Genomic DNA, 12,679 nt, shown 5'->3' on the forward strand with positions numbered 1-12,679 from the left:
CTCCGCAAAAGCCCTGTGCTGCCAAGGAAGCCCTTGCATGGCCCGGCAGCATCGGCCAAACCCGCTGTGGCCCCGGGCGCGAAACCCGGGGCGCCGCATTCAATTCGCCAAGGGGAGCCGCGCCGATGCCCAAGAAACCCGCCGTCAAGGATTACATCCGCACCATCGTCGATTTCCCGCACGAAGGGATCATGTTCCGCGACGTGACCACGCTGTTTGCCGATCCGCGGGGATTTCGCATGGCCATCGACCAGATGCTGCACCCCTACGCCGGTGAGCAGATCGACAAGGTCGTGGGGCTTGAGGCGCGCGGCTTTATCCTCGGCGGCGCGATTGCCCACCAGCTGGGCACCGGCTTTGTGCCGATCCGCAAGAAGGGCAAACTGCCCGGCACCACCATCAGCCAGGACTACAAGCTGGAATACGGCGAGGCGATTGTGGAGATTCACGACGACGCCATCCAGCCGGGCGAGAAGATCCTGGTGGTCGATGACCTCTTGGCCACCGGCGGCACCGCGGGCGCGGGCATCAAGCTGATCGAACGGCTGGGCGGCGAGATCGTCTCCTGCGCCTTCATCGTCGATCTGCCGGAACTGGGCGGGAGCAAGCTGCTGGAGGACATGGGCATGGACGTGCATGTGCTCTGCGAGTTCGAGGGTCTCTGAAGCCCGCCTCCTGACCGTATCTGTGCGTGGCCGGAAGGCTCCCGCCGGTCAGGCGCCTTTCCAGGGAAAGACTGTTCCCGTTGGGCATGGCCCCTTCAGGCCCCTTGGGCCGAAGGGGCGCGCCGCGCGGATGCGCGGCGCCGGGCCCAAAGCCGCCAAGCGGTCCGGCGCAGCCGGGCAGCCGGGCAGCCGCGCAGCCGCGGGTGCGGGAGCCCCCAAAAATACCAGACCAAATCACTCCGCGCGCAGCACCGCGCCCGGATTCATGATGCCATTGGGGTCCAGCGCCTGTTTGATGGCGCGCATCGCCGCCAGCTTGGCCGGGTCGCCATAGCGCTCCAGATCACCTGATTTCATCCGCCCCACCCCGTGCTCGGCACTAAAGGAGCCGCCGAAGGCCTGCACCAGATCATGCACCGCTTCTTTCACCGCACCGCGCGCGGCCTCATACTCCTCGCGCTTGCGGCCCTTGGCCGGGAACACGTTGTAATGCAGGTTGCCGTCGCCCAGGTGGCCAAAGCAATTGATGCGGAAATCGCCAAGCCGGGCAACCGCCGCCCGGCCCTGTTCGATGAATGCCGGGATCTCCGAAATGGGCACCGAAATGTCATGGCTGGACACCGAGCCGATAGCCTTGTTGGCCAGCGGGATATGCTCGCGCACCGCCCACAGCATCTGCCGCTGGCTGTCCGACTGGGCGATCACCCCGTCGCTGGCAAGCCCTGCTGCCTCGGCGGCTTCAAACAGCGCGGCCAGGGTGTCCTCCGCCTCCAGCCCGCGCGGCAGTCCCAGCTCGATCAGCACGCACCATTCCGGCGCCTCGGCAAAGGGCTGGCGGACCTGCGGCAGCGTCTCCGCCAGGAAATCCAGCCCCTGCCGGTGGATCAACTCAAAGGCGCTGACGCCCTCACCCGCGTGATCCCGGGCCAGGGCCAGCAGATCAATGGCCGCCTGCGGGTCCGTCACGGTAAAGACCGCGGTGCCTTGCGACGCCGGGATCGGCGACAGTTTCAGTGCGGCAGCGGTGATCACCCCCAATGTGCCCTCGGCCCCGATCAGCAGGTTCCGCAGGTCATAGCCGGTATTGTCTTTCCTGAGCCGCGACAGCCCGTTCCAAATCTCGCCTGAAGGCAGCACCGCCTCCAGCCCCAGGCAGAGGTCGCGGGCATTGCCGTAGCGCAGTACGTTAACGCCGCCCGCATTGGTCGCAAGGTTGCCGCCGATCCTCGCCGAACCTTCTGCCGCCAGTGACAGCGGGAACAGGCGCCCGGCTTCCTGCGCCGCCGCCTGCACGTCCGCCAGAATGGCGCCACCTTCCGCGATAAGGACATTCTCCCGGGCGTGCACCGCCCGGATCGCCGCCATCCGCTCCAGCGAGATCAGCAGCGGCGCCGGTCCCTTCGCCATCACCTGGCCGCCGACCAGCCCGGTGCCGCCGCCATAAGGTACAACCGGCACCCGCGCGGCATTGGCTTCGCGGAGCAGGATGGACACTTCCTCCACGCTGCGCGGCAAGGCCAGCAGCCCCGCCTGCCCCCGGTACCGCCCACGCGGCTCTTCCAGATAACGCGGTTCGGGAGCGCGCAAAACGCCCTCTGGCAGCAGGGGTGACAGGCGGGCAGCAAAGGCGGGATCGGCGGGGTTCAGCGTCATGCCCTATCCATGCCGCAAGGCCCCGCAACTGGCAAGGCAGCTCACTCCCCGTCCAGCAGGTACTTGGGCCGCAGCACATGGATGGTCGGGCGGCTGGGCAAGCTGCGCAGGGACACCGACAACTCGCTGTTGCCCTCATCCACCACATCAAACTCCGGGCCGATCCGGGACAGGAAACTCTGCAGCGAATAATCGCTGAACCAATGCATCGGAATGATCACCGAGGACCGCAGCCGCCCCAGCACCTCCAGCATCTGATCCAGCGGCAGGGTTATGCCTCCATCCACCGCCGCCATCACCACATCGAGCCGCCCCAGCGCCGCGTATTGCTCTGGTGTCGGCACATGGTGCAGGTGCCCGAGGTGACCGATGCACAGACCCGCGGCCTCAAAGACAAAAATAGAATTGCCGCGCGCCTCCACCCCGCCAAACATGTTGCGGATGTCTGTGGGCACATTGCGGATCAGCATCTCGCCGAGGTCGAGGTGATGCTCGATGCCTGCACCAAACGGCCCCCAGCCCTCCAGCACATGCGGGATCGCGGGGTCGGGATGAGCGGTCCAATGGGTTTCATGGGCGTGGTTCATGGTGACCACATCCGGGATCAGCGGCGCAGCGCCGGTGAAGCCGGTGAAATCGGTGACCACATTCAGCCCGCCCTCGGTGCGCAGCAGGAACGAGGCATGGGCGATGTAGCGAATCTGCACGCTGTCTTCTGCCACCGGGTCCTGCCAGCTGGCCTGCTGCAGGTACTCCAGACCGGGCGTCGCCTCTGCCAGGGCAATGCAATGGCTCTGCCTCCGCTCCTGCGCCTGGAGGGCAGCGGAACACAGAATGAAACACAGGAAAGTGGCAAACGCGCGCATGAGGCAGGTTCTAGGGCGCAAACCGCCATTGTCAGCCCTTACCGCAGAAAATTCGCCCTGCAAGCGCTCCCGCCTGCGCCAGCGGAATTGAAAATTCCGCACCGCCGTTGGGCGTGGCGCCCTGCTAGCGCAGGGCGCAGCACCGTTTGCCCCACGCGCCGCGCCGCACCGCAGGGGCGGCGCCCGGCCCAACGGGAGCGGCGCATCGCCAGATGCGCCAGCAACGGGCGGGAGCACTTTGCTGAAAGAGTGTCCGGCCTAGGCCTGCCCCGCCAGCGTCTTGCCGCGGCGATCATGGCGCAGGGAGGCATAAAGCACATGGGTGCGCCAGCGGCCGTTGATCTGCAAATAGGACTGGGCCACACCCTCGTATTTGAAGCCGGATTTCTCCAGCAGCCCGCGCGACGCCTGGTTTTCCGGCAGGCAGGCCGCCTCGATCCGGCTCAGGTCCAGCTTGGTGAAGGCATGATGCACCACCGCGCCGATCGCCTCGCGCATGTAGCCCTGCCGGGCAAACGACTGGCCGGTCCAGTAGCCAAGCGTGCCGGCCTGGGCCGGGCCGCGCCGGATATTGTCCAGGGTAATCGCCCCGACCAGCAGGTTGTCGGACCGGCGGATCAGGAACAGCGGCAGCGCGGTGCCGCCGGAAACCGACCGCCGCGCCCAGTAGACCCTGTTGGTAAAGCTCTTGCGGCTGAGGTGGTCCGCCGCCCAGCTGGGTTCCCACGGGGTAAGATAGGGCTGGCTCTGCAGCCTCAATGCCGCCCAGCCGTGAAAATCCGCATGCACCGGCGGCCTGAGGGTCAGGCGCTCGGTTTCGATACGGACCTTGCGGCGGTTGAGCAGCATCAGGCGGCGCGCCTCTCCTGCAGCCTCTCCAGCGCCGGGGCATCCGCGACCGGGCCATAAAGCGCCAGCGCCGCAGGCGCCGTCACCGCCATGGTCTCCGCCAGTTCGCGCACGTCGCTGGTGGTGACCGCATTGATCCGCTCCACCGTGCGCTCCAGCGACGGCACCTTGCCCCAGATCTGCACCAGCCGCGCCAGCCGTTCAGCCCGGTTCGAGGGGCTTTCCAGACCCATCAGCATCCCGGCCTTCATCTGGGCGCGGGCGCGCTCCACCTCGGCATCGCTCATGTCATCCGCCGCGCGTTTCATCTCGTCGATGGTGATGCCCGCCAGCTCCGTCAGCTGCTCACCGGAGGTGCCCGCATAAACGGTCATCGAGCCGGTATCGGCATAAGACCCTGCCTGCGAGAAAATCGTGTAGCAGAGGCCGCGTTTTTCGCGCACCTCCTGGAACAGCCGCGAGGACATACCGCCGCCAAGGGCGCTGGCATAGATCTGCGCGGTGTACATCGACTGATCGCGGTAGCCGGGGCCTTCAAAAGCCAGCGCGAAATGCGCCTGCTCCAGATCCTTCACTTGCCGCGCCTCGCCGCCGGTGAACTGCGCGCCCTCGGCGGTGAACTCCGGCTTGGCCTCCATATGGCCGAACAGCTGCTCCGCCAGTTTGACCAGCGCATCGTGATCGACGCCGCCCGCCGCCGCCAGGATCATCTGGCCGGGGCCGTAGTGTTCACCGACAAAGCCCTGCAGATCCTCGCGGCTGAAGCTGCGCACACGTTCCGCAGGCCCCAGAATGGTCCGCCCCAGCGGCTGCCCGCGGTAGCTTTCCTCCTGCAGCCAGTCAAAGATCACGTCGTCCGGCGTGTCCAGCGACTGGCCGATTTCCTGCAGGATCACCCCGCGCTCAACCTCGATCTCGCGCTGGTCGAACACCGGATTGAGCAGGATATCCCCGATCACATCCACCGCCAGCGGCACGTCGTCTTTCAGCACCCGGGCGTAATAGGCCGTCACCTCGCGCGAGGTGTAGGCGTTGATATAACCGCCCACATCCTCGATCTCCTCTGCGATCTGCAGGGCCGAGCGCCGCTTGGTGCCCTTAAAGGCCATGTGCTCCAGGAAATGGGCAATGCCGTTCTGCTCCAGCCGCTCGTGGCGGCCGCCGGCGCTCACCCAGATCCCGACCGCCGCGGATTCCAGACCCGGCATATGCTCGGAGACGATGCGGAACCCGTTGGCGAGTGTGTGCTGCTGAACTGTCAATTCGCGATGTTCTTTCTGATGTGATCCTCAAGGGCAGCCAGATCATTGGCGATCCGGGTGACCCGTTCCGGCCTCTCATACAGGTCTGCCATACGCGCAGGCAAGGGCGGATGAATGCCGCTGGCTTCTTCCACCGCAGCCGGGAATTTCGCCGGATGCGCAGTGGCCAGCGTGATCATCGGGACATCCGCCTTGCGGTGCTCATTTGCCACTTTCACGGCAACCGCACCGTGCGGGCAGATCAGCTCGCCCGAGGATGCCAGCTCGGACTTGATGGTCGCCAGCGTCTCTTCCTCGGAGGTGCGGCCAGAGGTGTAATTCTCCGCCAGCGCCTGCATCGCGCCCTGCGACACGTCAAAGCCGCCGTTCTTCAGTTCATCCATCAACAGCGCCACCGCCTTGCTGTCCTGGCCGTAGGCATAGAACAGCGCGCGTTCAAAGTTCGAAGACACCTGAATGTCCATCGACGGCGAGATCGAGGGCTGGGTGTCGCCCTTGTAGTAGCCCTGCCCCGACAGGCAGCGGTGCAGGATGTCGTTCTGGTTGGTGGCAACCACCAGCTGGTCGATCGGCAGACCCATCTGCTTGGCGATGAAACCCGCAAAGATGTCACCGAAGTTGCCGGTCGGCACGGTGAAGCTCACCTTGCGCTGCGGTGCCCCCAGCGACACGGCGGAGGAGAAGTAATAGACCACCTGCGCCAGCACCCGCGCGATGTTGATCGAGTTGACGCCCGCCAGCTTGACGCCGTCGCGGAAGTCGAAGTCGTTGAACATGTCCTTCACACGCGCCTGGCAGTCGTCGAAGTCGCCATCAACCGCCAGCGCATGGACGTTCTTGTCCTGCGGCGTGGTCATCTGGCGGCGCTGCACCTCAGACACGCGGCCATGCGGGTAGAGGATGAACACATCCACATTGTTCAGCCCGCGGAAGGCTTCCATGGCGGCAGAACCGGTGTCGCCGGAGGTGGCGCCTGCAATGGTCACCCGGTCGCCACGGCGTTCCAGTGCCGCCTGGAACAGCTGGCCGATCAGCTGCATCGCAAAGTCCTTGAACGCCAGCGTGGGGCCGTGGAACAGCTCCAGCAGGAAATGGTTCGGCGCCAGCTGCTTCAGCGGTGCCCGGGCGGCGTGTTCAAAGCCCTCGTAGGCGCGGGCGATGATGGCGCGGAATTCCTCTTCGGTGAAGCAATCGCCGACGAAGGGCCGCATGACGCGGAACGCGGTTTCCTCATAGGACAGCCCCGCCAGCGCCGCGATGTCGTCCTGGGACATCTGCGGGATTTCCGCCGGCACATACAGGCCGCCGTCACGCGCGAGACCAGTCAGCATCGCATCTTCAAAGGTCAGCTCGGGCGCTTGGCCCCGGGTCGAGATATATTTCATCGCCTTCAGCTCTTTCGGGTTCAGGGGCGGCTGCGCCGCAGGAAGTAGACGGTCATCGCACCCCAGATCAGGGCCAGCGAAAACCAGGTGATCGCATATTGCAAGTGGTTGTTCGGGATGCCCGCAGTTGTCACAGCCTGCGGAGTGACCGCCGCCTCAGGCGCTGTGCTGCGGGCGACAATCAAAACGGGTTCGGTGTTCAGGCGCTCTGCCATATATGCCACGTCCCTGGCATAGAGGATATTGGTGTCCACTTCCGGCGCGGGCGTCGTCCAGTCGCCCTCATCCGGCCACAGAAGATTGCCGGTGACGGTTGCCTGCCCCAAGGGCAGCGGCGCGTTCTTGTCCGCAGCCGGAATGAACCCCCGGTCCAAGAGCACCCGGCGGCCATCGCTGGTCACAAACGGCGCTATGACACGGTACCCCGTCTCGGCGTCTTTGGTGACCCAGAACACATGCAGCGCATTGCCTTCGATTTCACCCTCGACGGTAACGGCCCGGTAGCGGTCTTGCTCCTTAACCGGGACTTGCGGCAAAGCCGCCGGTGCAGCCGCGATGCTGGCCTCAATCGTCTGAAGCAGGTCTTCCTTCCAGGCCTTGCGCTGCAGCTGCCAGGTGCCAAGGCCGATCAGAATCGCCAGGCCCGCGCCTCCGATGATCAACAGGAAGATGACACGCCGCATCCGGGCCGCTCCGCTTCAAAAGACAAGGCGCGCAAGGTGTCCCCTGCGCGCCTTGCTCATTAAGGTCTGTCTGCGGTTTTTGGAACCGCAAACATGTAACCGTTACAAACCGGAGGTGCCCCAGATGTAGACGGCCACGAACAGGAACAGCCAGACAACGTCCACGAAGTGCCAGTACCAGGCAGCCGCCTCAAAGCCGACGTGCTGCTCAGGGGTGAAGTCACCCTTCATCGCGCGGATCAGGCAGACGGTCAGGAAGATGGTGCCGATGATCACGTGGAAGCCGTGGAAACCGGTTGCCATGAAGAAGTTGGAGTAGAACTCGTCTTCGCCGAACTTCCAGCCTTCGTGCAGCAGGTGGGCGTATTCATAGCCCTGCAGCGCGGTGAAAGCGATGCCGAAGGCGATACCGATCGCCAGGCCCTGGATCAGCGCCTTGCGGTCGTTGTTGTGCACCAGCGCATGGTGCGCCCAGGTCACGGCACAGCCGGACAGCAGCAGGATCAGGGTGTTGATCAGCGGCAGGTGGAACGGGTCGACCGGATAGATCGCCGGGGCCACATATTCAGTGCCGACATAGGTCTCCATCGGGTACATGGCGTGTTTGAAGAACGACCAGAACCAGGCGAAGAAGAACATCACCTCGGACATCACAAACAGGATGAAGCCATAGCGCAGGCCGATGCGGACGACGGGGGTGTGATCGCCGACCTTGCTTTCGGCAACAACTTCGGACCACCAGGCGAAGGCCGAGTACAGCACGGCAACAAAGCCGATCCAGAAGGCCCAGGCGGTGATGCCCTTCATCCAGAACACTGCGCCAACCAGCATGACGAAGGTGCCGACAGCGGCAGCCAGCGGCCAGATCGACGGCGGCAGAATGTGATAATCGTGATTTTTAGCATGCGCCATTTAAGTGTCCCTCACCTAGCGGCCTAGTTCGTGGTTGTGCCTGCCCCGGTGTTACCCCCGGTGTCGAGAGCGGCAACGCCCTCGGGCAGATCGATTTCATGGAACGTGTACGACAGCGTGATCGTATGCACGTATTTTGCGTCCCGGTCGTCAATGATTTCCGGGTCAACATAGAAGGTCACGGGCATCTGAACCCGCTCCCCCGGCTGAAGCACCTGCTCGGTAAAGCAGAAGCAGTCGATTTTCTCAAAGAACCCGCCGGCCTGATAAGGCGCCACGTTGTAGGACGCCTGCCCTGCCACGGGCCGGTCGGTCGGGTTATAGGCCTCGTAAAAGGCCAGGCCGGTTTCCCCCAGCTTGATCTCCATCTCGCGCTGCATCGGCTTGAATTCCCACGGCATGCCGCGTTCCTTGGAGCCGTCAAAGCGGACCTTGATGGTCTGGTCCAGAACCGTGTCCGATCCCGCGCTGGCCACGCCGGTGACGCCGCCAAAGCCGGTGACGCGGCAGAACCAGTCATAAAACGGCACCGACGCCCAGGACAGCCCGCCCATCAGGACGACAACGCCGACCAGCTGGACAACAGTCTTTTGGGGCCCCTGCAGCGCCATCAGCTCTGCTCCCCCTGTTCACCAGAAGACTGTGCATCGGGGAACTTGAAGCTGGCCGAGGTCACCTTGACCATGGTCAGCGCCATGATCAGCACCACGAAGGCCGCCAGCAGAATGCCGACACCCTTGTTCAGGCTGGAGCGGCGCTTGTGAATCTCATGTTCCTTGCGCAGGGCCATCTTACCAGCCCCCCAAGCCATAGGGCTTCAGCAGGGCCTCGGCCAGGATGGCGCCGAAGTGCAGGAAGAGGTACAGCAGCGACAGCTTGAAGAAGCTGCGCTCCACCTTGAAATTGTCCGCCTCGGAATCATCCTCGTCGCGGCGGGTGATCTTCCAGGCGCCATGCAGGAACAGCGCGTTCATCACCAGCGCCGCGACCAGATAGATCGGGCCGCCAATGCCGGAGAACGCGGTGCCAACAGCCAGCACGGCCAGCAGCACGGTATAGGCCAGAATGTGAATGCGGGTAGAGCGGCGGCCGTGGGTCACGGTCAGCATCGGCACGCCCGCATCGTCATAGTCGGAGCGCATGAACAGCGCCAGCGCCCAGAAATGCGGCGGCGTCCACATGAAGGTCAGCAGGAACATCAGCCAGGGCTCAACCGACATGGTGCCGGTGGCGGCGATCCAGCCGATGACCGGCGGGAAGGCTCCGGCAGCACCGCCGATGACGATGTTCTGCGGCGTCGCCCGCTTCAGCCACATGGTGTAGACCACCACGTAGAAGAAGATGGTGAAGGCCAGGAACGCGCCGGCAAAGACATTGGCGGCCAGCGCCAGCATGATCACCGACAGGCCCGACAGCGCCAGACCGAACGCCAGCGCCTCGCCGGACTCAACCTTGCCAGCCGGGATCGGGCGCGACTTGGTGCGCTTCATCACCTTGTCGATATCCGCGTCCCACCACATGTTCAGCGCGCCGGAGGCACCGCCGCCGATGGCAATGAACAGGATCGCGCAGAAGCCGACAACGGGATGCACAGAAACCGGCGCAGCCAGCAGGCCGACCAGAGCGGTGAACACCACCAGCGACATGACACGGGGCTTCAGCAGGGCGAAATAATCGCCAAAGCTGGCCTCGTCCTCATATGCCCGGCTTGCGTTGATGCTTGCGTCGCTCATCTTGGGTCCTTTGGCGGCAACGGGTGCGCAAGCTTGCGCACCCAGATCTTGTCACTGTACCACACGGCGCCCCTGCAGGCCCCATGCGGCCAGGCTATCAGTTGGAAGCGACCTGGTAGGCCTGCGGGATGCCCGCGAATTCTTCCTTGGCGCCTTCCAGCCAGGCGTCATATTCTGCCTGGGTCACCACTTTGACGGTGATCGGCATATAGGCGTGGTCCTTGCCGCACAGCTCAGAGCACTGGCCGAAGTAGATGCCTTCCTTGCCTTCTTCGACCTTGAACCACAGCTGTGCCAGACGGCCGGGAACCGCGTCCTGCTTCACGCCGAAGGCCGGGATGGTCCAGGAGTGGATCACGTCGGCGCCGGTCACGTTCATCACGATGGTCTTGCCCGACGGCACCACAACGGCGGTGTCGGTGGCCAGCAGGTACTCATCCTCGGCATAGCCGTTTGCGGCCAGGTCTTCTTTCGGCAGCATGAAGCTTTCAAAGCCGAACTCGTGGTCGGAATACTCATAACCCCAGTACCACTGGTAGCCGGTCACCTTGATGTTGATGTCGCCTTCCGGGATTTCCTGCTGCGCAAACAGCTGCGGCAGCGAGAAGGAGCCGATGAACACCAGCACCAGGATCGGGATCACGGTCCAGGCGATTTCGATCGGGGTGTAATGGCTGAACTTCGCCGGGGTCGGGTTGGCGCGCTTGTTGAACCGGACGATCGCCCACAGCAGCAGCGCAGCAACGAAAATGCAGATCACGGTGATGATCACCAGGATCATCCAGTCCAGCTTGTGGATCCCTTCCATCAGCGAGGTCGCCGCCGGCTGGAAGTTCAGGCCGCCGTCCACCGGCTTACCAATGGTTTTCAGGCCTTCTTGCGCCATTGCTGGAAGGCTCGAAAGGCCGGCGAAAAGGCCCGAAAGCATCAAAGCGTTTTTCATGTTCTGTCCTGATCGGTTGATCGTATTGTTCTTGCGGCAGCACGAAATGCACAGGAATCAATGATTCCGCAAAACGCACCTGCCCCGTTGTCTTTGATGCAGCTTAAAACCATATTCGGGCGTACAGATAAAGAGGCAGCCAAGCGTCAAACCGTCGCTTTCTTGATTTAGATCAAAAAATCTGAGGACCGTGCCATGGAAAACCCATCCTTCCGACCCTTCGAAACCGCGCTTCCGGAGGATGAGGCGCTGGCCACCCTGCGTGATGCCCTGAACGGTGCCGAGGACGGCGAGATCTTTGCCGAACGCCGCAAGTCGGAGGCGCTGTCCTTTGATGACGGGCGTCTGCGCAGCGCCAGCTACGATGCCTCCGAAGGCTTTGGTTTGCGGGCCGTGAACGGCGATGTGGCTGGATACGCCCATTCCACCGACGTCTCCATCGCCTCGCTGCGGCGGGCGGCGGAAACCGCCAAGCTGGCGGTTGGCACCGGCGGCGGCACCTACTCAGATGCGCCGCTGGCCACCAACAAGAAGCTTTACACCGACGCCGACCCGATCAGCGCCATGCCCTTCCCGGTCAAGGTGGAGACGCTGCGCGAGATTGATGATTACGCCCGCAACCTCGACAAACGCGTGGTGCAGGTGTCCGCGTCACTGGCTGCCTCGCTGCAGGAAGTGGAGATCCTGCGCGCCGACGGGGTGCGGGTGCGCGACACCCGCCCGATGGCGCGGCTGAATGTATCCGTCATCGTCGAGAAGGACGGCCGCCGCGAGAGCGGCTCCGCCGGCGGCGGCGGGCGGCTGGGCCTCGACGGGCTGGTCGATCCCGCGCACTGGCAGGCGCAGGTGCAGGAGGCGTTGCGCATCGCGCTTGTTAACCTGGATGCAGTCCCTGCGCCCGCGGGGGAAATGGACGTGGTGCTTGGCCCCGGCTGGCCTGGCATCCTGCTGCACGAGGCAATCGGCCACGGGCTGGAGGGCGATTTCAACCGCAAAGGCTCCTCAGCCTTTGCCGGGCTGATGGGTCAGCAGATCGCCGCCAAGGGCGTCACGGTGCTGGATGACGGCACCATCCCCGACCGGCGCGGCTCCATCACCGTGGATGATGAGGGCACCCCCAGCCAGAAGACCACGCTGATCGAGGACGGGGTTCTGGTCGGCTTCATGCAGGACCGCCAGAACGCGCGGCTGATGGGGGTCTCCCCCACCGGCAACGGGCGGCGGCAAAGCTATGCCCATGCACCGATGCCGCGGATGACCAATACCTACATGCTGGGCGGAGAGACTGACCCCGGCGACCTGGTGGCGGGCATCAAGAACGGCATCTGGGCGGTGGGCTTTGGCGGCGGCCAGGTCGATATCACCAACGGCAAGTTCGTGTTTTCCTGCACCGAGGCCTACCGCGTGAAGGACGGCAAGGTCGGTGAACCGGTTAAGGGCGCCACCCTGATCGGCGACGGCGCCACCGCGCTCAAACAGATTCGCGGCCTTGGAAATGACATGGCGCTGGACCCCGGCATGGGCAACTGCGGCAAGGCCGGGCAATGGGTTCCGGTCGGCGTTGGCCAGCCGTCGGTGCTGATGGGCGGGCTGACAGTTGGCGGCTCTGCTGCGTAAATTTCCGGCGAAACCATATGCTTGCCGCAAAATCCGGGGCCCGGCTGTACAGCCAGCCGGGCCAAAACACTGCAAGCACAATCGCACAACCCTTGCTTGCATGTGAATTTC

Annotated in this window: 13 protein-coding genes; 2 read left to right on the top strand and 11 right to left on the bottom strand. The window is 64.1% G+C overall.

Going from position 1 to position 12,679, the window contains the following annotated elements; genetic code table 11:
- Positions 1–125: 125 nt before the first annotated feature.
- A complete protein-coding gene (locus RA24_RS01985) occupies positions 126–665 on the top strand; it encodes an adenine phosphoribosyltransferase (protein ID WP_039189428.1) in 540 nt (179 codons plus the stop codon).
- A 234-nt stretch (positions 666–899) separates the two neighbouring features.
- On the opposite strand, the gene RA24_RS01990 is transcribed toward RA24_RS01985, so the two are convergent.
- The 11 genes from RA24_RS01990 to coxB all read right to left on the bottom strand — a co-directional run bounded on the left by RA24_RS01990 (position 900) and on the right by coxB (position 10,951).
- A complete protein-coding gene (locus RA24_RS01990) occupies positions 900–2,318 on the bottom strand; it encodes an FAD-binding oxidoreductase (protein WP_039189429.1) in 1,419 nt (472 codons plus the stop codon).
- Positions 2,319–2,359: 41 nt separating this feature from the next.
- Positions 2,360–3,184 (bottom strand): MBL fold metallo-hydrolase, encoded by an 825-nt coding sequence (locus RA24_RS01995; protein WP_019298357.1) that lies wholly within the window; start codon positions 3,182–3,184, stop codon positions 2,360–2,362.
- Between the two features lie 258 nt (positions 3,185–3,442).
- On the bottom strand, positions 3,443–4,033 hold the full coding sequence (locus tag RA24_RS02000; protein WP_019298356.1) for a GNAT family N-acetyltransferase: 591 nt from the start codon (positions 4,031–4,033) through the stop codon (positions 3,443–3,445).
- Positions 4,033–5,295 (bottom strand): M16 family metallopeptidase, encoded by a 1,263-nt coding sequence (locus RA24_RS02005; RefSeq protein ID WP_039189431.1) that lies wholly within the window; start codon positions 5,293–5,295, stop codon positions 4,033–4,035. Before RA24_RS02005 ends, RA24_RS02000 begins: the two co-directional genes overlap by 1 nt.
- A complete protein-coding gene (gene thrC, locus RA24_RS02010) occupies positions 5,292–6,680 on the bottom strand; it encodes a threonine synthase (protein WP_039189433.1) in 1,389 nt (462 codons plus the stop codon). The genes RA24_RS02005 and thrC overlap by 4 nt, the downstream gene beginning before the upstream one ends.
- A 20-nt stretch (positions 6,681–6,700) precedes the next feature.
- Positions 6,701–7,363 carry an SURF1 family protein gene (locus tag RA24_RS02015; protein ID WP_039189435.1) on the bottom strand — a complete coding sequence of 221 codons (663 nt, stop codon included), beginning with the start codon at positions 7,361–7,363 and terminating at the stop codon, positions 6,701–6,703.
- A gap of 102 nt (positions 7,364–7,465) precedes the next feature.
- The gene (locus RA24_RS02020; RefSeq protein ID WP_019298352.1) at positions 7,466–8,275 is read right to left on the bottom strand and encodes a cytochrome c oxidase subunit 3; all 810 of its coding nucleotides are present in this window, start codon (positions 8,273–8,275) and stop codon (positions 7,466–7,468) included.
- A 23-nt stretch (positions 8,276–8,298) separates the two neighbouring features.
- Positions 8,299–8,886, bottom strand: a complete 588-nt coding sequence (locus tag RA24_RS02025; RefSeq protein WP_019298351.1) for a cytochrome c oxidase assembly protein — start codon at positions 8,884–8,886, stop codon at positions 8,299–8,301.
- Positions 8,886–9,065: a hypothetical protein gene (locus RA24_RS02030; RefSeq protein WP_039189438.1), complete on the bottom strand. Its 180-nt coding sequence runs from the start codon at positions 9,063–9,065 to the stop codon at positions 8,886–8,888. The genes RA24_RS02025 and RA24_RS02030 overlap by 1 nt, the downstream gene beginning before the upstream one ends.
- 1 nt (position 9,066) lies before the next feature.
- On the bottom strand, positions 9,067–10,008 hold the full coding sequence (gene cyoE / locus RA24_RS02035; protein ID WP_039189439.1) for a heme o synthase: 942 nt from the start codon (positions 10,006–10,008) through the stop codon (positions 9,067–9,069).
- A 97-nt stretch (positions 10,009–10,105) separates the two neighbouring features.
- A complete protein-coding gene (gene coxB, locus RA24_RS02040; RefSeq protein WP_019298348.1) occupies positions 10,106–10,951 on the bottom strand; it encodes a cytochrome c oxidase subunit II in 846 nt (281 codons plus the stop codon).
- Between the two features lie 195 nt (positions 10,952–11,146).
- On the opposite strand from coxB, the gene tldD reads away from it, so the two are divergent.
- Positions 11,147–12,568: a metalloprotease TldD gene (tldD, locus tag RA24_RS02045; protein WP_039174319.1), complete on the top strand. Its 1,422-nt coding sequence runs from the start codon at positions 11,147–11,149 to the stop codon at positions 12,566–12,568.
- Positions 12,569–12,679 lie beyond the last annotated feature (111 nt).

Source organism: Leisingera sp. ANG-M6, from assembly GCF_000813905.1.
Classification (GTDB): domain Bacteria; phylum Pseudomonadota; class Alphaproteobacteria; order Rhodobacterales; family Rhodobacteraceae; genus Leisingera.